Origin of the sequence: Brevibacillus fortis (assembly GCF_046196545.1) — a bacterium.
Classification (GTDB): Bacteria; Bacillota; Bacilli; order Brevibacillales; family Brevibacillaceae; genus Brevibacillus; species Brevibacillus fortis_A.
Map to the genome: position 1 here is coordinate 5082409 of NZ_CP176370.1, position 22601 is coordinate 5105009.

A 22601-nucleotide genomic window follows, 5' to 3' on the forward strand; every position below is an offset into this window, starting at 1 on the left:
TCCCAAGAAGCCCCATTCTAACCAGACCATGACGAAAAGGCAGCCCGATGATTCGTAAAGACCGCCATTTTGAAACAAGGGACGATTGTTCTTATTGAGGAAGCCGCTGAATGAATCTGTTCATGAGCAAAGAAAGAGAAATCAAGATGGGAGGGTCGTCCGGATGAGGCACATGAAGCGTAACTTGCTGATGAGGGACGATCGTAGTTGGTGTGACAATGATTGGTTTCTTGGAACGTGTGCGCAATGTCTCGTATGGCAAGAGAAAATCCATCGCCTGCATACCCCAGGCAACAGACGTCGCCATCAAGTAATACGTGCCCGGCTTGACATTGGTAAAACAAAAATTGCCTAGCGAGGGCAGCAATGTACCGTATAAAGGAAGACCTTCTGGAATCGGCTTGGCAAACAATCCAATCAAAATGACGCCTTGAAAAGGCTCTGTGGACTCGATTGTCCCTGCTATGGTCATCGGTCGCTCGGGGGCCGGATGTAACCGAGTCCACTCTGTCAACTGCTGCAAGGAACGGAGACGGTCTTCCGCTAGCTGGGCCGTTTCTCGAAATTCACTAGGGGATACCCCGACACGCTCCGTAAAACGGGTAGAGAACGTCCCCAGACTCTGCTGGCCAATTTCCAGACCGATGTCCCGAACACTCATGTTCGTGCGTAACAGTAAATCCTTTGCCCTTTGGAGTCGCATGGTTGATACGTAATAAAGAGGCGGGAGACCGATTCTTTCTTTAAAAATCCGCGCAAAATGATACTGACTATACGCAACATGATTCGCCAACCGGGAAAGTGGTAAAGGCTCGTCTAAATGCCGATGTATATAAGCGATCACTTCATCAATTTCGATATACCTGTCCATCAATCGAGCCGCTCCCCCCTTCTTCTGCACAGCCAAACACAGAACGTTTGTTCTGAAATAAAATTTACCATATTTTTCTGAACGATGGAAGGAGTAAATTGCAGCACTTACGCTTTCGTTTTTTGCAAACGGATTTCGTCCAAAAACGCTTGCATCGTGTTCGTTACAAACGAATCTTTTCGGCGGATAAAAACGGTTGTCACCTCATGATAAGGCTCCGGGATGCGATGAATATGAACCGTTCCGCTCTCGACCAAGTGGTGTACTGCCGACTTTGGCAAAATGGTAATGCCGATCCCCGCCGCTACGCCCCCGATAATTGTCTCAAACGTTCCGAATTCCATCACTTTTTTCGGAATCAAGCCCTCTACCTTCATCCAGGTCTCTAACCGTTCTCGATACCCGCAGCCCTTCTTGTAGAGCAAAAGAGCTTTTCCTGTGATATCACTGGCAGTGAAGGAACTGCTTTTCGTTACCAACACCAGCTCTTCTTGAAACACTTGCTCCTGCTCGATTAAAGGATGGTTGATCGGTCCACTCACGAATGCTCCATCCAGCGCTAGATCCAATACTTTTTCCAGCAAATTCTCCGTCACACCTGCCTTGAGAGAGATATCCACATGCGGATACTGGCTGCAATACGAAGATAACAACCTTGGTAAGGCATTGATCGTCTCGACCATCCCGACCTCCAACACCCCGGACGGCTCAGAAGCCCGATGAAAGTAATTTTGCATTTCTTCGAATTTGGCGATGATCTCTCGCGAATATTCGAGCAGGCGCTTCCCTTCTGTATTTAAAGTCATTCCTCGCTTATTGCGATAAAACAAAGGTGTCCCCAGCTCTTTTTCCAGCAGCTTGATTCGCGCTGTCACATTCGATTGAACGTAGCTCAACTCTGCTGCGGTCTTGCTCACGCTGCCCAATGTGGCGACCATCTGGAATATTTTCAAATCATTGATCTCCACGTTTCTCTCTCCTCCTTTTATATATCACTTAAAATGATACATAAAGTTATTATCAATCATTATACTAACATATTTCCATCCAGTATGATGTGGTAAGTCAACTTTGTCAGCTTCAGATTGAAAAGGAGAAATCGCATAATGAACAAGCAACTACTTTTGGGGTCTATTTTCTGCATGGTCGCTAGTATGTCATGGGGGGCGATGTTTCCGGTTGCGCACATCGCTCTGCAAGAGATCGATCCATTTTACTTCTCATTTCTTCGCTATTTTTTCGTAACGATCATTTTGTGCGGTTTGCTCTGGGCAAAAGAAGGCTTGTCTGCTTTTCGTTTTGAGGGGCGCGGGAAGTCTCTGCTGTTTTTTGGAACAATGGCGTTTACCGTCTACAATATGGGAGTATTTCTCGGGCAGGATTTGATGGGAGAGCCAGGCACGATTGCAGCGTCCATTATGGAAGTACTCATGCCGATGATCTCGATTGTACTTTTGTCCATTACCACTAGAAAGCTGCCGCCGTACTATACTTTCGCGACGATTCTGGTAGCTTTGGTCGGCGCTGTCCTTGTTATTACCAATGGCAATCTTACCTTCTTTACTACAGCAAGTGAGCATTTGATTCCGTTGTTTTTCATTTTCATCGGTGTCGTGGGTTGGGTCGTCTACTCGATCGGCGGCGGGCGTTTTAGCACGTGGTCTACGCTTCGCTACTCCACGTTGACGTGCCTCTTGGGAACAGGAGTGAATTTCGTGATTGTCACGACTGCCTCACTCTTTCAATGGCTTCCGGTTCCTACCGTGGAAACGGTGATGTCCATCAAATACGAAATGGCGTTCATGGTTCTTTTACCCGGCTTTGTAGCTCTTTTGAGCTGGAATGCAGGCATCAAGCTGCTCACTCCGCTCAACGGCATATTGTTTATCAACCTGGTTCCAATCACGACCTTTGCCATGATGGCGTTTCAAGGCTATGAGATTAGCCGTTACGAATTGTGCGGGACCTTGCTCGTGATTCTTGCCCTGATCGGGAACAACCACTTCCAAAGAAAGCAACTACAATACCGTTCCGTCAAAAAGCAACAACCGAGTGGAAGAAAAGTCCCGTCCATGTAGTCAAAAAAGAAAGGATAGAAATTCAGGAAGCCCTGAATCTCTATCCTTTTATTATGTCCACGATCGCTGATACCCCTGCGTGCAATAGCTCATGATGACAAGCAAACATTTTTAACAGAAGTGATCCGAATATTGTCCGACTAGTACCTTTGTCGTTTCAATCCAGAGCTTCCGGTGCAAAATCGTCGGACCCAATCTTCTTTCCATAAACCGCAGCATTGGCTCGTTGTCATGCTCGATAAAGCAAATGCCAAAGGGAAACGCTGGCTGAGCCTGTGCAATGGTTTTCATCAACAGCGTAATTCCTCTTGCCTGCTGCTGATACTTCTCCTGTACGAACATCGTTTTGTACAAAAGCAGATTACCAGCCATTCGTTGTACGATCACCCAGCCAATGACTTTCCCCTGATAGCGCAGCCCTGTACTATATTCGGGATCGAATTTTCCTTCTTCAAAAAACGGAGACAACAGCGGCGTGTACCATTGCCCTTCCCCCTGTTCAATTTCCAATCGCTCTGCTGGCGTCAGGTCTTTCCACGGAAAGAGGGTAAAACCTTCGGGGAGTTCCAGCCTCTCTACCCATTGGCATTCACCCAGCCGCATCGAGCCAAGTGTATACATATACGTTTTTACCTTTGGCAACTGCCAGCCTTTCCTGATCGCCATTTTGGAGAGCCATGAAAAATCTTGTGCTTTGATGAAGCCAGTGAACTGACCGTCGCTTATTCCTTGCTCTCTCATTTTTTGCTCCGCGTGCCACAGCAGCTTCATCCCCATTCCCCGCCGTTGTTGCTCCTCTGCTACTACGAGCTCGATGATCTTGGCTTGTCCCTCGTTTATAGCAGATCGCCCCAACACTATACCCGCAGGCTGATTGTTGTTAGAAGCCCCGAATCCCCAAACAGACGAGCCGTTGATCTGGTCCAGCCACTCCAGGTGCTTGGGGTGCACCAACGATTTATACGCCCGTGCAGTACTAGCAGTCAGTTCCTCTAGTTGCAATGTTCGTACCTCCTCGATGGACTTTTGCTTCATCATTGCTTTGGTTTTACAGATGCTGTTGCTGTACCTTGTATAAGATTCCCGGCCTTATCCCTCATGAAGCCTGCTCCAAAGGAAACCTTACTCTGAGCTGTGATGAGAGACCCGAACGTGGTATAGAAATTATCGTGAAACGTTACGCGTATGATGTTACCTGACACCTTGAAATTGGCATACCCCGTTACCTCTCTCATGTCGTCAAAATTCCCGGAAGGTGAGAATAACAACCGCAAATTGGGGTTCGGGTCATTGCGAAGAGGTTCTGACGCCGACAATGTATAGGTTGTTCCCTCTTCGATGACGTCTGGGGACAATTGTGGAGAAGTAGCGTCAAAGTCGACACCAATCTCCTCTGTATCCAACAAATTTTCACCCCGATACAGCTTGAACACTGCATAAGAATTGTCATCTTCTGTTACCGTTGGTTTGGCCTTGATCGTCACTCCATAATCTCCATGGGTCATTTCCAGTAATGACTCGTCGACCTCGACGGTGATGTATTCCTTTTCATTGATCACAAAACGGTCCAACTGCTTGTCATAGCGATATGAGAGGGGCTGATTTTTTACAGATACCTCAAGATATTCGCCCAAAGCCCTCTTGTCCATTGCTTGTTCCCACTTGTCGGCGAGCGTAACTTGACGGGAGTGCGTCGGAGCAATCGGCAGCTCGATCTCAGCATCTGGCAAACGATCTATGCGTGGGTTGTTGAACAACATTTGTGCTTTTACTACGTAGGACATCCAGTGTGTTTTTTCTGGGCCCTCACTCAGAAGCTCGACCTTGGCATAGGCCGCATCGATCATTTCCTGCGTGACCTTTGCCCGCAGTTCGATCATATCATTCGTCGTATAAAGCCCCTCAACTGCTAACTTCGCTTCCAGCAGATTTTTCCCTTGATCAAATAGCTCCTGCGCTTTTTGAATGTCCGCTAACAGGAATACCTTTGTCTCCGAGCCATCCTTTAGCTTATCAACCTTTGCCTTCGCTGCATCGATGGTGCCCTGTACCACTCCCGGTTTTAGTGCGGTCTGGTTTTCATCTGTGAACAGGTCACGAACGGCTTTTTTTGCTTCGACTAGCAGCAAGTCATCGTACTGTTCCTGTGCTTTCCCGATATCAGCGAGCAGACCCGGCTTTTCCGATACACGATTGTCCAGCCCCTCGACCAGCTTCTTCGCATCATCGATCTGTTTCTGGGTTGTGCCTGCCCGTAGTTCTTCTTTCTTCCCATCCACAAACAGCTCTTCAACTGCTCTCTTCGCTTTTAGCAGAGCCGGGATCGGCGGAGGATCGATTGGGGGCGGAATCACAATGACAGGGTCTTTGAAACGAATAGAAAAACTGTCACTCGTGACATCTTCCTGTGCGCGCTTGATGTGTCGCTTGTCGATCGTGAAGCTGACCTCTTTTACATTGTCCGCGACTGTATGCTTCCTGGCCTGTCCCGTAAACAAAATGGTGAGCTCGTCGTCGCTCTCTTGTTTGCTCTCAATATCCAGCCCGTCAGGCAGATTATGTACCTCGATATCATCGGCAGACAATTCACCAAGGAACTTGCCGTTAGACAGCTTGAGCGTTTGTTTTGCCGTGATGCTACCATCATTTGCTCCTGCCTCTTCTATCACCGCCTCGCTGACAGAAAGCGCGGGCAAATCAGGCAGTTCGGCTCCATCTACGGCTATCTCATAGACGGCTTCCGCCTCGTCCATTTTTGCCGTAATCTCTACCAGGCCTTCATTCTTGGCTGTTACCTTGCCCTCGATGTTGACGAAGGCAATTCGTCTATTGCTAGAGCTCCAGAGAAGCTCTCTTCCAGTGACGATGCGGTCATTTTCATCAAATGCAACGGCGATCAGCGTCAGCGACTTATCCGTATGATCTTTGGTAGATAGCCGGGCATCCTCGGCGACCGCTACCAGCTCGATCCGCTCCGCTTTCGTCCCTCTTTCGGCGATCACGAATGGTTCAAATTCCTCTTCTTCGCCGTCATACTGCAAGCGCAGGGAAACCGACTGTTCCTTTTTCGCTGCACGAATCGGCGAAAAACTGAGCAAAACAAGCTGTTCGTCTTCTAGCCAGACAAAGCTTTTGATTTTGATCCGAGTGGGCTTTCGATCGTCTATAGATGCCGTCAAACGGAAATCCTTTGCGACAGGTGCCTTGTCTGGAGCTGTCTCCAATCGATAGGCAATAAAGCCGTTGGTCGCTGTATGCTCCTCTGACTCTAGCAAGGACTCCCATGACTGGTTCTCTTCTTCTACTACTTCCTCTGATGCCTCTCGTACTTCCTCATCTGTTTGGTATTCTGCTACTGACGAGCTGGCTGATCCGATTGTCTGGATTTCTTTAATCGGATAGGAAACGGCTGCATAGGCATTGCCGACAAAAGAAAGCAAAAAACCAGTGGAAACAACAGCCGTTAGAATGGTTTTGACTTTAGGCTGTTTTTTACTCATGTTGATACCCCCTTAAATGAATGCATCATCATGCTATCAGAGGAGGAAATGAAAAAAACCTAACAAAAGTTAGGTTTTTGATGTACTTTTTTAGACGAGTAGTAGATCGACAAAAGACGCTTGATCCAACTTCCCGAAAAACTCCTGAAGATTGATATCAGCCAGTCGCTCACTGATAGAGGAACGATCGTACGGCGTATCTCGCAGCACTGCTTCAAGCTCCGCTACATCGCGTACACCGAAGAAATCTCCGTATATCTTCGCTTCTTTAATTTTGCCTTTCTCAATATCAAGTTGGATCTCCACGGTGCCGATATCGAAACGTTTGGATTGACGGTAATTGCTTTTCGGTGACTTGCCGTAGTTCCACTCCCAAGTCTGGTAACGGGAACGGGAAAGCTCGTGAATGTTCTCCCAATCCTTTTCAGTCAGCTTGTATTCTTCGATCTCCCCTTCTCCAAAAATCGAACGGAGAATCGCCAGACGGAACTCTTCAATGGTCATCTTATTCACCAAAAACTCCGAAATGTTGGCGACGCGACTGCGAATGGATTTGATCCCTTTGGACTGGATCTTCTCTGCGTTTACCTTCAGCGCAGACACGACGTTTTCCATCTCCGAATCAAAAAGCAGCGTGCCATGGCTGAACATGCGTCCTTTGGTCGAATACTGCGCATTGCCAGAAATTTTCCGTTCCCCGACCTGTATGTCATTTCGTCCAGTCAGCTCTGCTTCTACCCCTAATGTTTTCAAGGCTTGTACCACGGGAGCCGTGAATTTGCGGAAGTTGTGGAAGGACTCGCCGTCATCATTCGTAATAAAGCTGAAGTTGAGATTGCCCAGATCGTGATAAACAGCACCACCGCCAGACAGTCTGCGAACGACGTGGATATTGTTTTCCTCTACATAGGTCGCATTAATCTCCTCAATTGTGTTTTGGTTTTTCCCGATAATAATAGAAGGTTCATTGATATAAAACAGCAAGTAGTCGTCACTGTTAGGCAAATGCTTCAGGGCGTACTCCTCAATCGCCAAATTGATGCGCGGATCTGTAATCCTTTGATTATCGATGAATTTCATTAGTTAGCCTCCATCCGTAAACGTTCTATCTTCCTAATCATACCATTTCCCGCTGGTCTGTACTGGTTTCGAATCTGCTCATGTATGCAGTACTGTTTCCTTATCTAATTTTTTTATGGATTTTTTGAAAATCCTCTATAAAAACGTTTTCATATTGTCGATAATGGACGTAAGTCTAGGGGCAATCATCTTGGTGTTTTCTTTTCTAGATCAAATACTATGGACCAACGAGGTGTTCTTTATGAAAACAGCCAAGTTCTCCCGTTCAAGCTCTCTTCGTGCCAAGCTCGTTCTGTTATGTCTTCTGCTAATGGCGATTCCTTGCCTTAACATCGGAATTCAGGGCTATTATTCTGCGAGCTACAGCTTGGACGACTTGGGCAGCCGCATCTTAAAAAACAACGTGAACTTGACGATTGAAATGATTGATGTTCTCCAGAAACAGGTCGAAGCTGGAAAAATCAGCAAAGAAGATGCACAAGAGCAAGTAAAAATTCGCATCCTCGGCCCCAAGCAGTCGGATGGAACCCGCTCGATTAACAAAAATATCGATTCCGGTGCCAGCGGATACATGTTCGTTTTGGATGAGAAAGGTGTCATGCTCGCCTCTCCTTCTATTGAGGGGAAGAATCAATGGGATGCAAAAGATCCTGACGGTAACTTTTTTAGCCAAGAAATGATTAAGCGCGGTCAGGAAGGTGGCGGCTTTACGTACTATCAGTGGTCGAAGCCAGCGGAGCCAGATGTTCTCTATCCGAAAATCGCCTATTCCAAGCTAGACCCTCACTGGGGATGGATCGTAAGCGCAAGCAGCTACATGGAAGACTTCAATGCCCCTGCCGATAGTGTACTGTCTGATTTGCTGATCGTGCTGGGAATCTCCTTGATCGTCGGATTCGCCGTCTCGTGGTATGCCTCCGGGTTCATTTCCAAGCCTATTGCCTTGGTTGCCGAGCGTGTGAAAGAAATTGCTGGTGGTGATCTGTCCGGGAAAGACATCGTCGTAAAAAACCGTGATGAAATCGGACAATTAGTACATGACGTGACCCATATGACAGAGAATTTGCGCCAGCTCATTTCTCGAGTCCGCCTCAGCTCCCTGCATGTCGCTTCTACCTCTGAGGAGCTGACGGCGAGTGCAGAACAGACGAGCAAGGCAACCGAGCAAATTGCCGTCACGATGCAAGAGATCGCAGTCGGAGCAGAGGATCAGTCCAAAACGATCGATGGAACGGTCAAGACGATCAATGACATGTCCTCGCGTCTGCAACAAATTGCATCCAGTAGCGAACAAGTCTCTCTGACAGTCGATACAGCGAACATGCTGGTCTCAAGCGGCAATGACGCGATTGACGGTGCCATCGCTCAAATGAATTCCATCAATACTACTGTTCTCGAGTTAGCAGAATCAATCAAAATGCTTGGACATCGCTCTTCGGAAATCAGCAAAATTGTTGAGGTCATCACCTCGATTGCCGAACAAACAAACCTGTTGGCGCTAAACGCTGCGATCGAAGCTGCCCGTGCTGGAGAGCATGGACGTGGATTTGCTGTCGTCGCCAATGAAGTACGTATCTTGGCCGAGCAATCAGCAAAATCTACTCAGCAGATTAAAGACCTCATTAGCGCGATTCAAGTCGATACGAACAAAGCCGTATACGTGATGGAGACGACGACATCTGAGGTTTCGGCTGGAATCGAAGTCGTACATGAAGCCAGCAAGGCCTTCCAGGAAATTTTGTCTGGAACGACGGAAGTAGCACGTCAGATTCAGCAAGTGACCACAGCCACTCATTACATGACAACCGGAGCAGAGCAAGCTGTCCATTCCATTGAAGCCATTGCCACTACTGCAGAGACAACGGCTTTCGGAACACAAAACATTTCCGCTGCTGCTGAACAACAATTAGCCTCTATGGAGGAAATTTCGTCTTCTGCTGCTTCCTTGTCAAAAATGGCAGACGAGCTGCATGAATCGATTCAGCAATTTAAGGTGTAACCATAAGCGCTCAAACGAAAAAGGCTGCATTGCTGGTCACCCCTGACCTCGCAAATGCAGCCTTTTTCTCTCAATCTAAGCCTATCAAAGCCCGAGGCGGTTGCTCCGCTTCCCACGTAATCGAGATCGTCGTCCCCTGCCCGACAGCTGTTTTCACTTCGATTGAACCACCAAACGCTTCCACTAATGCTTTTGTAATGACCATACCAAGACCAGAGCCTTCCGTCCGGGACTCGGTATCTGTGCCACGATAATACCTCTCAAATAGTCGATCTGCTGTTTCTTCATCCATCCCGCTACCATTGTCGCTAAAAATGAGTACAGCTGTTGATGGCTCGACTGCCTGTACCCTAATGGTCACAACCGTACCGCTCTCGTTGTGAATCAAGGCATTGGCAACCAGATTATCCACGATACGCTGAAACCAAGGTTTGTAGACGAGAATGTAAACAGGCTCGGCAGAGGGGGTAAACCGGATGCAGCCTTCCGGGTACAATGGATGTTTTGCTGCTTCCGCAATGGCTTCGGCTGTGCAAATATTCAGGTCAACGAGCTCGACTGTAGGAGCGCCTTGTCCGTTCCTCAATCGATACGTCAGCGCCAAATCGTTGATCAAGTCTTCCATATATGCTGACTTGTCCAAAATAATTTTGGCGAATGTATGTACCTCTTCTGTCGTCCACGTATACTCAGCATTTCCTAACAGATGAGCGTACCCTTTGACAGAGGATAGCGGCGTTTTTAGATCATGAGAAACACCTGCGATCCACTCATTTCTCAATTGCTCCGTTTCTTGGCTCAGCTTTTCGTTGCGGTAAAGCGTTTGCGACAAAGAGTCCATCGAATCAATCACATCTTGGTAGATACGGTATTTGCGCTTTCTCTTCCCTCGCTTGTCTTGGCTAAGCGGAACACCATCCGCATTGGCAGGCTCCTCGTACTTTCCTCCACGCAGAAAGGTCAGCCATCGTAATACGTGAACAATCGGTGCGCCAAATCGCTGTCCGAACAAGTAGGACACAATCCCGAAGACGAACATCGCCGACAAGAGCAGCACACCCATCCCAATGAAAAGGGCCTTACTTTCTGGAGTCAATAGCGGCTCTTCCCCGGGAGTCGTTCCTGGCAACGGAAAACTGAGTACCCAGGTTTGACCGCTTTTTTGATCATAATGCGATACGATTGTTGCTCCGTAGCGATCCGGATATACCGAGCGTAGCGCCAGCTCTTCGACCGAGAAATCTTTGATTGCTTTTGCAGGCTTATTGAATGAAGCCAGTTCCGCTCCCTTCGGGTCCAGGAGCTGCACCCAGCCCGCTTTACTCTTCAGATGATTTTGGATGCTTGGAGGAAGCATGATCTCGTTATTTTTAAGATCAGCTTCTTTCATCACCTGCTGCAAGAAATCGTCATCGCGGTTCGTCATCCCATACAGCAAGGTGTGTACTACACCGTCTTTTTCCTGTATCCATAGCGATAACTGATACGGAAACGGGCTTTTTCGGAGCCAATAAGCCGTTAATTGGCCAGGACCGTAGGAGCTGGGTACGTCAGGCGGGGTAAAGAAAGAGTCGGTGACATAACCGTTTTCATCAATCCGCTGGAGCCAACCTCCGCTTTCTCGCACCTTCTCCAGCAGCGTCGGGTCAAAACGGACATCCTCTCCCTCTACTTCTATGGTCTGGATCAGCCTCTGCAAGCCGACACTCTCAAATTGACGTGAGGACTGTACTTTTGACATTTCTTCAAGCGTCCAATATAACGTAAACCCGGCTAGCACAAAGAGGATAAGGCCAACCAATGCCAACCACATGATCAGATGGAGCGCGATTCTGCTCTTAATATTCATAAGGAAGGCCCTTTTTCACCATTTTGTACCCGAGTCCCCTGACGTTCACCAAAAACTCCGGTTGCGCTGGATCGGGCTCGATGCGCTCCCGAATCCGGTGGATATGCACCATGATGGTGTTGTCGTCACGTAAGCTATTCACGCCCCATACTCGTTCGTACAGCTCGCTTTTCGAAAATATCCGATTCGGATTTTTGCACAAAAATAGCAACAGTTGAAAAACAAGGGACGGACAAGGAATGACTTTCCCCTCCACATAGAGCTCCCCTGCTGCTTCATAAATTTGAAAACGCCCAAAATCATAGGCCCCTTGAACGGGTGCTGTCGGTACGACCGGGTTCGGCTTTCGCGTACGGCGGAGCAATGCCTTGATGCGTGCGACGATTTCCATCGGATTAAACGGCTTCGTCACGTAATCATCCCCGCCAACGGCAAATCCGGTCAGCTTGTCAAAATCAGTATCTCTCGCACTCAAGAACAGAATCGGCGCATCCGTCAGACGGCGGATGAATGGACAAGCTTCTATGCCACTCATGTTCGGAAGCGTTACGTCTAGGACGATCAGGTCATAGCTTTTTTGTTCGCATGCACAGAGCGCCTCCTCGGATGTTTTCACCTTGTCGATCGAGTGGAATCCTTCTTTGTGCAGTACGGTCTCAAGCAACTGGAGAATAGCTTGCTCATCGTCCACGAGAAGGATAGCTGCATCTTTCACGATCACTTCGCTCCTTTTGCGCTTTTGCGTTATCCTCCATTTTATCATGCATAGAGTCAGCGCACGTCCACAACAACCTTAACGGAATCATAATTTTGCCGCGACAGATTTAAGCATCCTGTAAGCCAGCGTTTCATGTCCGATAAGAGTGGCTTTCTATAATGGAGCTAGCGTTAAGAAAAAGATAGGAGTGGCGACATGAAAAAAGTTTGGATTTCACTTGGTGTAGGAGCGATTCTTTTGACAGGATGTGCTGCGCAATCAGAAGCAACCGCAATACCCTCTACTACTGAATCCCCCACAAAGAAAGAAGAAGGTGCAAAGACGATGACTGTAAAGGCGGAATCTTTTGTGCAAGCTCTCCTTAACGGAAAAATAGAGGATGTATATGAGCAAACAAGCTCGTCATTCAAACAGCAGGTTTCAAAAGCACAGTTTGTAGAAGGGTATGCCTCTTTTAGCAAGGGGTTGAAGTCGTGGAATCACCATTCCCACACGTACGTAAACGGCAGTTATTATGATACCTGGGTGGATCAGGACGCCAAACGGGGCCTTGTCCTTACGACGGATGAAAAAGGGATCATTACGGGGGTGTTATTAAAGCCACTGCAAAGCTACCCTGACACCGACAATGCTTTGACAAAGCTGGTGTACAGCGCACCGTTTACAGGTGAGTGGTATGTGTTCTGGGGAGGTCAGAATGTCCTTTCAAACTATCACTACGAGGTGGAGAGCCAGCGCTATGCATATGATCTGATTCAGGTCAAAGACGGATTATCCTACAAGGGTGATCCAGCCAAAAACGAGAGCTACTTCGCATTCGGACAAGAAATACTCGCACCGCAGGCAGGAACAGTCGTGCATGTCGTCCATGATATCAAGGATAATGTCCCTGTCGGAGCGATGAACGCGCAGCAGCCCGCTGGTAATGTCGTCATCCTCGATCATGGCAACGGAGAATTCAGCTACTTCGCCCATTTGAAGGAAGGCTCCGCCAAGGTAAAGGTTGGCGATCGTGTGGAGACAGGGGATTTGCTTGGGGTATGCGGCAACTCTGGCAATTCCAGCGAGCCTCATCTGCATTACCAGGTTTCTGACGGCAAAGATTTGTTCAACAGCAAATCCATTCGCGTGCAATGGGAGAACGGATTGAATCCGCGTCAAGGTGACAGCATTCCTGCGAAGTAAATCGTATAGCTGTTAAGCAGCGGCAGTCCATCCTTTTGTCTTGTACCCAAAAAGATGGACTGCCGTTTTGTTTTAGAGGACAATATCATACTCCATTGTCTTCGCAGTTTGTTCTGCTACTTCCGCACCTACTAATCGTTTGATGATATGAAAGGACATATTGATACCCGCTGAGATCCCGGCAGATGTCACGATATTTCCTTCATCTATGAATTTTACTCCTTTTTGCACAACGATTTCTGGAAATTCCTTTTCCATTCGTTCGAGACTTGCCCAATGGGTCGTTGCTTTTTTGCATGAGAATATCAAAAACAGGCATATTGGCAAAGCTGTAATCAGGTTGAACCTTTAGACCATTCAGCGTTTGAATCATGTTCCTTTTTTCCGATACCGTTTTTACACGAAAAGGTATATGGCTGCCATTTTCCATGGATGTCACCGAGAATACTTCAAGCGGACCTGCAAAATCCAACACCTCCACATCGTCAAACAAAAAAATTCCTACTCGCCATTGCTTGGTCTCCATGTGGATCTCCCCCATCTCGTGTTTGGATATATTTTACAACAATTTTTCTCGGAACATCTCTTGTTTTTTTCGCGGTAAGATTCTGCTAGAGTCATGGATAAGAAGAGAAAATGATGAGGAGGTCCACTGTCTGATGAGTACCAGCCCAAATATTATAGAGGTCGCGTCTCTCATAGGAGAACCATCCCGCGTCTCCATCCTGGTCAGCCTGATGAACGGTAAGGCACTCCCCGCCAGTGAACTAGCCCGAAACGCAAAAGTCACCCCCCAAACGGCAAGCACGCATTTGGCAAAGCTGGTGGAAGGCGGTCTTTTGGTCAGCGAGTCTCACGGCCGACATCGCTACTATCGCCTGGCCAGCCCCGAAGTCGCCCATGCCCTGGAATCGTTAATGACTATCGCTGCACCTAAGCCGGTTCGTTCCTTGCGCGAGTCCGACCAATTGCGAGCCATCCGCTATGCTCGCACCTGCTACGATCATCTCGCAGGCGAAGTGGGCGTTACCCTGACGCAGAGAATGCTGGAATTGCAGTTGATTGAAGCATCCGGTCAAGACTACGTGCTCAGTGAAGCGGGAAAAACCAAGCTGCAATCACTCGGCGTAGACCTTGTGGCCAAGCCGAAGAGTAGACGTCGCTTTGCCCGTCCGTGTTTGGATTGGAGCGAGCGTCGCCACCACTTGGCAGGCAGCCTCGGGGCCTCACTCACCAACCGCTTTTTTGAGCTTGGCTGGATCGAGCGAGTGCCGGGAGGGAGAGCAGTCCGTGTCACGCCGTTAGGCATCTCTGGATTTATGACCGAGTTCGGACTGCATGTGGATGAAGGCAAAAAGCACAGCTAAGCGAGATTGTAACTTAGGCTTTGAATAACGGTGAGGATTGTCAGCATCCAAGATGAGTGCTATTATGAAGATAGAAAAATTTTCGGTATTCCGATAACTTCAAGAGATTACGGGAACAATAAAAAAACCAGCACGGTGCGCCAACACCATGCCGGTCAGTACAATAGACGGTTCCCTACAAGGGGATCGGCTCAGCTAAATTTTAGGTTAGTCAAGAATGACCGCCTTGGATGCCAGTCTCAAGGGCGGTCATTTCTTTTTGGTCAGGGCAACAACGATTGTTACGACTAGGCCCAGCAGTCCGACAATAAAGCCGCCAAACTGGAGCATTAGTGTAAGTGTTTCGTGAGTAATTGCCACGTTCCCACCTGCTACTCTGCCAGCTGTGCTTTTTCACTTACTAGTCTTCGTGGGGCAAACGTCCAATTCACGAGAAAAATCCCTACGAAAATCAACATTCCTCCCACATACACATGCCATTGCACGACCTCACCCAGTAACACCCACCCCGACAAAACACCGAAGAACGGAGCGAGGAACAAAAAAGCACTCGTCCTGCCCGGATCTCCGTGATTCAGCAAGTAAAACCACGTCGCAAACTGCACAATGGAAGCCATGATTGCGAGCCATAGGACGACGAACACAGCGGTCGGTGTCACCATCAGCTTCGGAGTTTCCAGCGTGAACCCCATCACGAGGAGAAGAATTCCTCCGAACAGCATCTGATAGGCAGTCATCACCCACACATTGAAGCGGACTCCCCACTTTTTGACGAGAATCGTGGCCATTGACCACGCAAGGGCGGACCCGATACCAAACAGCGTGCCCGTCTCCCATTGCAGATGGAAGCCAAGCGTGATGAACACCCCAACCAGTCCAATCAGAACACCCATCCATTGCGTCAGCCGATAGGATATTCCTAGAAACAACGTTCCCCATATGACCACGAGCAGTGGGTTCATAAACGTCAGGATCGAGGATTCACCCGCTGTGATTGTACGCAGACTCAAAAAGATACACCCCATGACGGCGGCCGTCTGCAAAAATCCGATCAAACACAGCTTCCCCCAGTCACCCGCCGACTTCGGAAGCGGCTTTTTCCATACCCACGCTCCCATGATCAGTCCTGCCAACGTAAAACGCAGTCCTACCAACAGCAATGGTGAAAAATAGGCCAATCCAATCTTTCCTACCGCAAAAGACGAGCCCATCAATGATGTCGTCACGACGACAAGTATCCCGAACAAAATTCGATTCATGACGTTGTTCCCCCGTTTCAGGCAAGCTACTTGTTTCTTCTTACATGTAGTGTACCTGACGGTTAGTTCGATGAGGGTCGAAGTGTACAAATAGTTTACAGTCGGTATTTCTCCACCATCTTGATCCCAATTTGATTCAGCAAAACAGCAAGCACCTTCCAGACCGTTTGACGATAAAACGGCAAATGCTTGACATACACCGCTGTATATTCCGGTTCCCCTTCGGCTCCCCTGTCCGCTTTGAATGCGCCTACGCCCGCACTTTGATGCAGCAGGATGCCCTTGCTCTGTGCTTCTTGTACCAAGAGGCACGACAGCATCCGATACAGCCCGGTCTCTTTGGGAAGCGTCGTATCATAGCCGAATAGCGGTGTCGTCATCACACCCTTTCGCTCAAAATAGCCAAGAATGCCGTCCAGCCGTCCGTCTTTTTCCAAGCCGATGAGAGTCAATGTCCTCTTTTGCATCGCCAGTCGGACGAACTCCACCGAAAACTGTGGATTATGTTGGGAGTATTTATCCAGATACAGCGCGTTATATAAAGCAACGATTCGCTCGACATGCTGTTCTCCCAGCTCCTCATGGCGCAGGATGCGATAGCCGGATTTGGCAAGCATTTTCCGATCGCGATTGAGCGTATTGCGGACCCGCCACTTGCCCTGCGCTGGCCAATCGGGGTGAAAAAGGTAGACGTAGCGACTGGGAACCATGAGATACCCCTTCTGTACGAGTCCCTTGTGGAAATCCGGATACAGCCTGCGACAAACAGATCGAAACGCGATGATATGGCCGGGGAACTTTTGGATGCAGTTTTCCGTGATGTCCTTCACTTCATCTGCACTCACATCGTGATACAGATTCGTCGATAACAGCCAGTTGTTGACGATGACCATTTGGTTGCATTGACTTTTTTTCATCCAGCGTCCAAGCCCTGTGAGTACAGTCGACAATCCCCGCCTCAGCACCCCTGAATCGAGCATGCCTAGCTCTTCCTTCGCGTACGTCACGTAATGGGTAAACACCGAACTGACATACGAGTTGTCGTACTCGGTATCGTTCACCGTTACGGGCATGATCCGATCGCCTACACGGAGTGCATGCATCTGCGTCTGTACATTTTGCACATAGCGGGATGGTTGTTCCGTCATCATGGGCAACAAATAGCTTTTGACGTAGTCGGCATCCTGCGCCTGTTCCCAAGGGATTTGCCCCGCCGAGCTCCCTTCATACCATTCAATCAATTGCCTGCTCACCTTGAACAAACATCCTCTCTACCCGCCGCAATTTTTTCGTACCGAGATTCAACTCGTACGGCGCAAACACAATCGCAGGCAATTGTCCTTGCTGATCGGCAATGACGCGCTCCAGGCTTTGGCGTACTCGCTCCTGCTCTTGCGTGGACGGCCCTTCCCCATCCCTCATGAGCAGGGCTACCTCTACTAGCTCGTTGCTTAGCTGCCGTACCGTATACTCTTCAATCGCATCAGATGAGGTAAAGACAGCCCTCCGGATGAAATCAGGAAAGACCGATATCCATCGCGCTTCGTTTTCATGGCGAAAAACAAACAGATCATCTGCCCTGCCCTCAATCGATTCCAGCGCCATAAACACCGAGCCGCATGGACAGGGCGTACGCTTTTCGGTCAAAATGTCGTTCAAACGATAACGGATAATCGGCTGTGTCGTCCGGGAAAAGTCTGTGATAATCGGAAAGAATCGCTCCTTTTGCTCATCGAGATACTCTTTTTCCACTACTACGAGGTCTTCATTGACATGCAATGTCCCGTGTGAGCAGCTCACCGCAAGCAGCCCTTCTGTGCATTGATAAATTTGATGCACGATCTGCCCGAACACTTCTGCGATGTATGTTTGATCCAACGGGTCCAGCACTTCTGCCACCGAGATCACCTTGATCGGAGATATCCGCAATTTCCCTTGACGCTGGGCAGTCGCGAGCATTCTCAACATCGAGGCTGGAGCTACCAAAACCGTCGGCTGATACTGATTCAGGTGATCAAGGTGCTGATCGAGCGGTATTTGCAGATCGAAGAACGAGAATTGAATGCGACGCCTGTTGACCGCCGTATACAGGTTGCTATTCGCTCGCAAGAAAAAAGCAATGCGCTGTGTCGACCATAGCTGACCAGGTAGTGCTTTCGCCAAAATCACCCCTGCCCATTTTGCCTGCTCCTGCGGTCCCACGAGAAAAAGCCCGCGATTGCCTGATGTCCCAGAAGACAAGCCTATGGTCACGCCATTTAATTGGGGAGTGAAATCGCGTGTCGTTTCTGCTTTCAGTGCAATCGCAAACGCTTCTTCCTTCTTGATCCCGTACGTATTCAGCTCGTCAAAATGGTCCATCATGTGCTTTTTATCAATCGGCTCCATTTGTCTCCATTGTTCTGGCGCTCCCAATCTCTCTCGGTAAAAAGGAGAAGCAGGTAAAATGCGAGACAACATCGCTCTGACCTGCGCTTCTTGCCATTTCACCAGCTGCTCACGCGAGGAAAACCGACGGGCAAGCATCTTCGTTTTTACATACTGCTTTAAGAGCGTCATGATCTCCATGTGAACTCTCCTCTGCTGGCCTGCCAGACTTCCCCGCAGTGTGTCGGCATGATTTTCATGTCGGGACGTTGGCTGGATAGCACATGCAGCTTGTGCAAATGTTCACGATACGCCTGTCGATCTGCCATGATCAACCTAGCCAGCGGATGAGGCAACAGGTTGCCGCGATAGGCTTCACTCGACCAAGCGGCATCCGCGCACAAAAATACATCCCCATGCTCCCGATCACGCAGGAATACACCAAACTGCCCGATTGCATGTCCGTTCAGATCGACGATGAACAAACTCTGATCCGCAAACAAATCGTAGCCTTCGGTGTATGGCGCGAAAGCTTCAGGCAATGCCACCAGCCCTCCCAGATCAATGAAAGTCACCCGTTCTTCGAAATCGTCAGGCATCAAATCAGGCAAGTACGCCTCCCGTAGCGCGGCCCACCCCGTCTTTCCCTTGACGTGGTTGTAGGCACTCTCGAAGCAGTATAGTCGCGCATGCGGAAAATCGCGCAAACCGCCAATATGATCGGCATGAAAATGAGAAATAAGAATTCCTGATATGTCTGTCGTTTTGATTCCGCGTACTGCGAGCTGCTCAGAAATACTCTCGTGTGCCTCTGAGAATACGGGTGTTATTTTGCCGTAAAGCGAATAAGGAAGCCTGCTCGTGGCTTCAAAAAAGCGCTGCGAATAGCCCGTATCAAAGAGCAGCAACCCGTGGACGGGATGCTCGATAAGCCCTGCGATGGCGTGAAACGGGATGTTTTTCATCCTGCCGCCTTTTCGGGAAAACATCTCGAGCTGCTTGCAGTAGCCCGTGTCCATCAGCGTCAGTTTAACGTCCATCTTGCGTCCTCCACCAATCTGTAAACGTCTCGATGCCCTCGGCAATGCTCACCCGCGGTTCATAGCCCAAATCGCGCTTCGCCTTTGAGATGTCCAAGGTTTGTGATTTGGCGAGCACACCTACCGAGTAACGCGTCAAAACCGGCTCGCGGTAGCCCAAAACGGTCTTGGAGAGTGTCTCCAGTACCCAAGCTGCCGCATACGCCTTCCAATATGGCAGCTCGCGCGTTTTCAGAGGAACTCCCAAGCGACGGAACACATCTGACAACACCTCGATCATCGTCACTGGCTCCCCATTTGTAATGTTGTAAGCCTGTCCCAATGTGTGCGCTGGAGAATCCATGCACAAGATCAGCGCGTCCACGACATTTTCCACATACGTCAAATCAATGATCGCCTTGCCTCCGTCGATCAGCGGAACGAATTTCTTTTCATTGGCGCGGATCAATCTGGGAAGAATGGCATTGTCCCCAGGGCCAAACAAGGCCCGAGGACGAATCGTTATCGTCGGAAGCCCTGCAAGAAACGCCTTGTCGACTTCCAGCTCCGCCTGATACTTGGTCTGTGCGTATGTATTGGCAAACCGTACGGGCATCGGCTCATCTTCGCGGATCCCCAGCTTGTCGTCAAAAGCAAAATAAATACTCGGCGTCGATACATGGACCAGACGCCGGGTGCCGTGTTGTTTGCAGCCCTCGATGACATGAATGGTTCCTGTCACATTCGTCTCGTACATGTCGCGGTACGTTCCCCACGGGGAGGAAAAAGCAGCCGCGTGATGAACGATGTCCTGATCGCGGCAAGCCTCCAACATGGCTTCTCTGTCTCTTAGGTCTGCCCGAAGGAATCGAATGCCTCGCTCCTGCAATTGCTGGCCGATTCGCTCGTCTCGTCCTTGCGCTGTGACCTCATAGCCCATTTCATGCAGTCGTGTAGTCAGCTTCTGTCCGAGAAACCCTGTCGCCCCTGTTACTAGAACTCGCTTGTTCATTTCTTCCTCACATCCTTACGCCTCTTCTCCGTTCCATTCGATATCGCTCGTACTGCAAGCGATCATGCTTTTTCTCGTTCGAAAACTCTGCCAAGCCAAATCTGCCAGCATGGAGAACTGATCAAAAAAAGGCCGTGGATCATCCCGCCTAAACAGTACATCCCTCGCAGAAAGCAGGTCGCTCAACCAACGCTTTGCCTTCTTGCCATTCGTCATGCCAGCAAGGCCGTATGTCAGCATCGCCATCCCTAGCATGCAAGCTTGTTTTCCAGCAGGAACAACGGTTTTTCCCCGATCAGAAAAGTAAGCATTCGCAGCCTCTTGCTGCCCTGTAAACAAATGCACACCGCTTGTCAGGCGTGGATTGCACTCAATGACGTATAGTTCTCCCTGCTCATTTTCTATGAAATCAAATGCGATTTGCCCGCTAAATTTGTACCGTTGTACGAAGCGACTAACAAATTCTCTTACCTGTGGATGGGCTGAATAGGCGAAGTGAATCGAGGCACCCTGCCCTGCTGTATGTGTTGTTTCGTAATCGGCGTACAAGGCGAGCTGTCCATCCTGAGCAACCGCGTAGCTGCACACCTGTTTCCCTTTGATAAACTGTTGGACTAGCCATGGTTGCCCAACTGTCGGTTCGGGTAGCGTAGACTGCGCTGCCGCAGAGGACAGGTCTGCCACGATCTGTACATGAGCGGCGAAGCGAGAATAGACGGTCTTCAGCACAACAGGCCCCCTTGCTTGTAGCATGGCCTCCCGCAATTGAGCAGGAGATTGTACGCGTACCGTCTGTGGGACCAGTGCTCCCACCTCGCGCGCCATTTCGGCAAAAAGCCATTTGTCGTGCAACGAACGCAGTACCTCGATTCCTTCTACAAGCACTTCACCAAAGTCAAGTAAGCGATCCCGCCCGCGCGAGACGTAGAATATTTCCTCACAAGTCGGGATCAACAGATTGATGCGCTCACGCCGCATGATTTCGCACAGCTTTTCGATATAAGCATCGGGCTGCTGACGGGGAGGAGGCACTCGGTAAGAGCGCTCTACATAACGAGAGTGCTGGCATAAATGTCGCCGCGCACTCTCCGCTACAATGACCCGATGTCCCGCAGAACCCAGCAAGCGCGCCAGCTCTAACGTAGCTGGAGCTCGTCCTCCCGTCAGCAAGACTGATTGTTTAGTATTCAAGCACAATTCCTCCGAGAGACAAGCCGGCAGATGTGCCCAGCAGCAACAGATGATCGCCTCGCTGTACCCGATTCTGCCCAATCGCTTCATGTAGAGCCATCGGGATCGAAGCTGCGATGACATTGCCGTGCTCTGCCAGAATGTTCACCATTTGCTGGTCGCTAAAACCGAGCTTGCCTGCCATGATCCGCATCGCCATCCCACTGGCCTGATGAGGAATGACTGTGCGAATTTGCTCCTTGGTTACGGAGGCTGTGGACAGCAAGCGATCCACAAATCCGGTAATCAACTGCGAGGTCAGGCGAAAAATTTTTCGTCCGTCCATATCAAATGCAAAGTCAGCTTCTCTTCCTTGCGCAAATTGGCTCGGGTGGATCAGCGTACCGCCACCCCTTATTTCGGAATAGTGCGCGCCCTCACTATATGTTTTCATGCTTGAACCCAAGATGCGGGAGTTTTCTGTTTCTGGCGTCCTACCGATGACAACAGCCGCAGCTCCATCTCCGAACAGCACGCAGCTCTCTTTTTGCTCCCAATTCAAACCTGCGGAGGATATCTCCGATGAAATGATCAAGACTCGCTCGTAAATACCAACCGCCATCTGGCACGACATCACATCCAGCGCAGTGACGAAGCTGAGGCATGTCGCATTTATATCAAAACAAGGAATACCTGTTTTGCTTAGTTGAAGCTCTTCCTGAATCAAGGCAGCCGTGCATGGGATTTCCTGCTGCGCCGTCCCGCTTGCACATACGATACAATCAACATCGTGAAGGGAGAGGCCCGCCGCTTCCAAAGCACGCCTGGCAGCGATAGCTCCCATCTGTGCTGCCGTTTCATTCGTCACAAAATGCCTGACGCTTACCCCGGACTTTTTCTCTACCCATCCAGCCGCAAGTCCCAGCTTTTCTTCTAGCTCTGCTGCTGTCACACGCCGAGTGGGCAAGTATTTCCCTGTTCCAAGGATTTTGATTTTTCTGTTCATGATCTGTGTCTCCCTTAGCTCGCGTTACTCACACACTATTCCACGTCTGCCATTTATTTTACCTAAGTTTGTCGATTCATGGTAAACAGAATAAACACTTGGTACTAATTACCCAAGTGTT

Annotated in this window: 19 protein-coding genes and 1 pseudogene; 4 read left to right on the top strand and 16 right to left on the bottom strand. The window is 49.3% G+C overall.

The genetic code is table 11. The annotated features are described in order from the left end of the window. Window positions 1-91 precede the first annotated feature (91 nt). Both ACKKE8_RS24930 and ACKKE8_RS24935 read right to left on the bottom strand, forming a co-directional pair. Window positions 92-871: a helix-turn-helix domain-containing protein gene (locus ACKKE8_RS24930; protein WP_409175381.1), complete on the bottom strand. Its 780-nt coding sequence runs from the start codon at window positions 869-871 to the stop codon at window positions 92-94. 107 nt (window positions 872-978) lie between these two features. Further along, window positions 979-1839: a LysR family transcriptional regulator gene (locus tag ACKKE8_RS24935; RefSeq protein WP_409175382.1), complete on the bottom strand. Its 861-nt coding sequence runs from the start codon at window positions 1837-1839 to the stop codon at window positions 979-981. A 138-nt stretch (window positions 1840-1977) separates the two neighbouring features. Here ACKKE8_RS24935 and ACKKE8_RS24940 point away from each other — a divergent pair, with 138 nt between their 5' ends. Next, window positions 1978-2949, top strand: coding sequence for a DMT family transporter (locus ACKKE8_RS24940; RefSeq protein ID WP_409175383.1), 972 nt, complete (start codon window positions 1978-1980; stop codon window positions 2947-2949). A 111-nt stretch (window positions 2950-3060) separates the two neighbouring features. On the opposite strand, the gene ACKKE8_RS24945 is transcribed toward ACKKE8_RS24940, so the two are convergent. The 3 genes from ACKKE8_RS24945 to ACKKE8_RS24955 all read right to left on the bottom strand — a co-directional run bounded on the left by ACKKE8_RS24945 (window position 3061) and on the right by ACKKE8_RS24955 (window position 7529). After that, window positions 3061-3951 carry a GNAT family N-acetyltransferase gene (locus ACKKE8_RS24945; RefSeq protein WP_409175384.1) on the bottom strand — a complete coding sequence of 297 codons (891 nt, stop codon included), beginning with the start codon at window positions 3949-3951 and terminating at the stop codon, window positions 3061-3063. A 32-nt stretch (window positions 3952-3983) separates the two neighbouring features. Further along, a complete protein-coding gene (locus tag ACKKE8_RS24950) occupies window positions 3984-6449 on the bottom strand; it encodes a toxin Cry1Ac domain D-VI-related protein (protein ID WP_409175385.1) in 2466 nt (821 codons plus the stop codon). Between the two features lie 90 nt (window positions 6450-6539). After that, window positions 6540-7529, bottom strand: a complete 990-nt coding sequence (locus ACKKE8_RS24955) for a lipoate--protein ligase (RefSeq protein ID WP_409175386.1) — start codon at window positions 7527-7529, stop codon at window positions 6540-6542. A gap of 241 nt (window positions 7530-7770) precedes the next feature. Here ACKKE8_RS24955 and ACKKE8_RS24960 point away from each other — a divergent pair, with 241 nt between their 5' ends. Continuing rightward, window positions 7771-9528 carry a methyl-accepting chemotaxis protein gene (locus ACKKE8_RS24960; protein ID WP_409175387.1) on the top strand — a complete coding sequence of 586 codons (1758 nt, stop codon included), beginning with the start codon at window positions 7771-7773 and terminating at the stop codon, window positions 9526-9528. 70 nt (window positions 9529-9598) lie between these two features. Here the strand turns inward: ACKKE8_RS24960 and ACKKE8_RS24965 are convergent, their stop codons facing one another. Then, window positions 9599-11377, bottom strand: coding sequence for a sensor histidine kinase (locus ACKKE8_RS24965; RefSeq protein ID WP_409175388.1), 1779 nt, complete (start codon window positions 11375-11377; stop codon window positions 9599-9601). After that, window positions 11367-12092, bottom strand: coding sequence for a response regulator transcription factor (locus ACKKE8_RS24970; protein ID WP_409175389.1), 726 nt, complete (start codon window positions 12090-12092; stop codon window positions 11367-11369). Before ACKKE8_RS24970 ends, ACKKE8_RS24965 begins: the two co-directional genes overlap by 11 nt. 198 nt (window positions 12093-12290) lie before the next feature. Between ACKKE8_RS24970 and ACKKE8_RS24975 the strand changes: the two genes are divergently transcribed. After that, on the top strand, window positions 12291-13280 hold the full coding sequence (locus tag ACKKE8_RS24975; RefSeq protein WP_409175390.1) for a peptidoglycan DD-metalloendopeptidase family protein: 990 nt from the start codon (window positions 12291-12293) through the stop codon (window positions 13278-13280). A 72-nt stretch (window positions 13281-13352) separates the two neighbouring features. Here ACKKE8_RS24975 and ACKKE8_RS24980 read toward each other — a convergent pair. Continuing rightward, window positions 13353-13806 (bottom strand): annotated as a pseudogene (locus tag ACKKE8_RS24980) (DJ-1/PfpI family protein). 133 nt (window positions 13807-13939) lie between these two features. Between ACKKE8_RS24980 and ACKKE8_RS24985 the strand changes: the two are divergent. Further along, window positions 13940-14647, top strand: coding sequence for an ArsR/SmtB family transcription factor (locus tag ACKKE8_RS24985; protein WP_409175391.1), 708 nt, complete (start codon window positions 13940-13942; stop codon window positions 14645-14647). Between the two features lie 249 nt (window positions 14648-14896). On the opposite strand, the gene ACKKE8_RS24990 is transcribed toward ACKKE8_RS24985, so the two are convergent. The 8 genes from ACKKE8_RS24990 to ACKKE8_RS25025 form a co-directional block, all read right to left on the bottom strand. After that, window positions 14897-15007, bottom strand: coding sequence for a putative holin-like toxin (locus ACKKE8_RS24990; RefSeq protein WP_255577108.1), 111 nt, complete (start codon window positions 15005-15007; stop codon window positions 14897-14899). A gap of 11 nt (window positions 15008-15018) precedes the next feature. Continuing rightward, complete coding sequence (locus tag ACKKE8_RS24995) at window positions 15019-15906, bottom strand: DMT family transporter (protein ID WP_409175392.1); 888 nt, start codon at window positions 15904-15906, stop codon at window positions 15019-15021. Window positions 15907-16001: 95 nt separating this feature from the next. After that, complete coding sequence (locus ACKKE8_RS25000; RefSeq protein ID WP_409179197.1) at window positions 16002-17147, bottom strand: GNAT family N-acetyltransferase; 1146 nt, start codon at window positions 17145-17147, stop codon at window positions 16002-16004. Then, window positions 17140-18474, bottom strand: coding sequence for a F390 synthetase-related protein (locus ACKKE8_RS25005; RefSeq protein ID WP_409175393.1), 1335 nt, complete (start codon window positions 18472-18474; stop codon window positions 17140-17142). The genes ACKKE8_RS25000 and ACKKE8_RS25005 overlap by 8 nt, the downstream gene beginning before the upstream one ends. Then, window positions 18462-19313: an MBL fold metallo-hydrolase gene (locus ACKKE8_RS25010; RefSeq protein ID WP_409175394.1), complete on the bottom strand. Its 852-nt coding sequence runs from the start codon at window positions 19311-19313 to the stop codon at window positions 18462-18464. The genes ACKKE8_RS25005 and ACKKE8_RS25010 overlap by 13 nt, the downstream gene beginning before the upstream one ends. Further along, window positions 19303-20304, bottom strand: coding sequence for an NAD-dependent epimerase/dehydratase family protein (locus ACKKE8_RS25015; RefSeq protein ID WP_409175395.1), 1002 nt, complete (start codon window positions 20302-20304; stop codon window positions 19303-19305). Before ACKKE8_RS25015 ends, ACKKE8_RS25010 begins: the two co-directional genes overlap by 11 nt. A 15-nt stretch (window positions 20305-20319) precedes the next feature. Further along, entirely contained in the window at window positions 20320-21495 is a 1176-nt protein-coding gene (locus tag ACKKE8_RS25020; RefSeq protein ID WP_409175396.1) for an ATP-grasp domain-containing protein, read from the bottom strand. Then, on the bottom strand, window positions 21485-22480 hold the full coding sequence (locus tag ACKKE8_RS25025; protein WP_409175397.1) for a beta-ketoacyl-ACP synthase III: 996 nt from the start codon (window positions 22478-22480) through the stop codon (window positions 21485-21487). Before ACKKE8_RS25025 ends, ACKKE8_RS25020 begins: the two co-directional genes overlap by 11 nt. Window positions 22481-22601: the final 121 nt, after the last annotated feature.

Coding starts and splice junctions, on each gene's coding strand:
- ACKKE8_RS24930 (WP_409175381.1), bottom strand. CDS start 871: ATGGACAGGTATATCGAAATTGATGAAGTGATCGCTTATATACATCGG.
- ACKKE8_RS24940 (WP_409175383.1), top strand. CDS start 1,978: ATGAACAAGCAACTACTTTTGGGGTCTATTTTCTGCATGGTCGCTAGT.
- ACKKE8_RS24950 (WP_409175385.1), bottom strand. CDS start 6,449: ATGAGTAAAAAACAGCCTAAAGTCAAAACCATTCTAACGGCTGTTGTT.
- ACKKE8_RS24955 (WP_409175386.1), bottom strand. CDS start 7,529: ATGAAATTCATCGATAATCAAAGGATTACAGATCCGCGCATCAATTTG.
- ACKKE8_RS24960 (WP_409175387.1), top strand. CDS start 7,771: ATGAAAACAGCCAAGTTCTCCCGTTCAAGCTCTCTTCGTGCCAAGCTC.
- ACKKE8_RS24965 (WP_409175388.1), bottom strand. CDS start 11,377: ATGAATATTAAGAGCAGAATCGCGCTCCATCTGATCATGTGGTTGGCA.
- ACKKE8_RS24975 (WP_409175390.1), top strand. CDS start 12,291: ATGAAAAAAGTTTGGATTTCACTTGGTGTAGGAGCGATTCTTTTGACA.
- ACKKE8_RS24985 (WP_409175391.1), top strand. CDS start 13,940: ATGAGTACCAGCCCAAATATTATAGAGGTCGCGTCTCTCATAGGAGAA.
- ACKKE8_RS24995 (WP_409175392.1), bottom strand. CDS start 15,906: ATGAATCGAATTTTGTTCGGGATACTTGTCGTCGTGACGACATCATTG.
- ACKKE8_RS25005 (WP_409175393.1), bottom strand. CDS start 18,474: ATGGAGATCATGACGCTCTTAAAGCAGTATGTAAAAACGAAGATGCTT.
- ACKKE8_RS25010 (WP_409175394.1), bottom strand. CDS start 19,313: ATGGACGTTAAACTGACGCTGATGGACACGGGCTACTGCAAGCAGCTC.
- ACKKE8_RS25015 (WP_409175395.1), bottom strand. CDS start 20,304: ATGAACAAGCGAGTTCTAGTAACAGGGGCGACAGGGTTTCTCGGACAG.
- ACKKE8_RS25025 (WP_409175397.1), bottom strand. CDS start 22,480: ATGAACAGAAAAATCAAAATCCTTGGAACAGGGAAATACTTGCCCACT.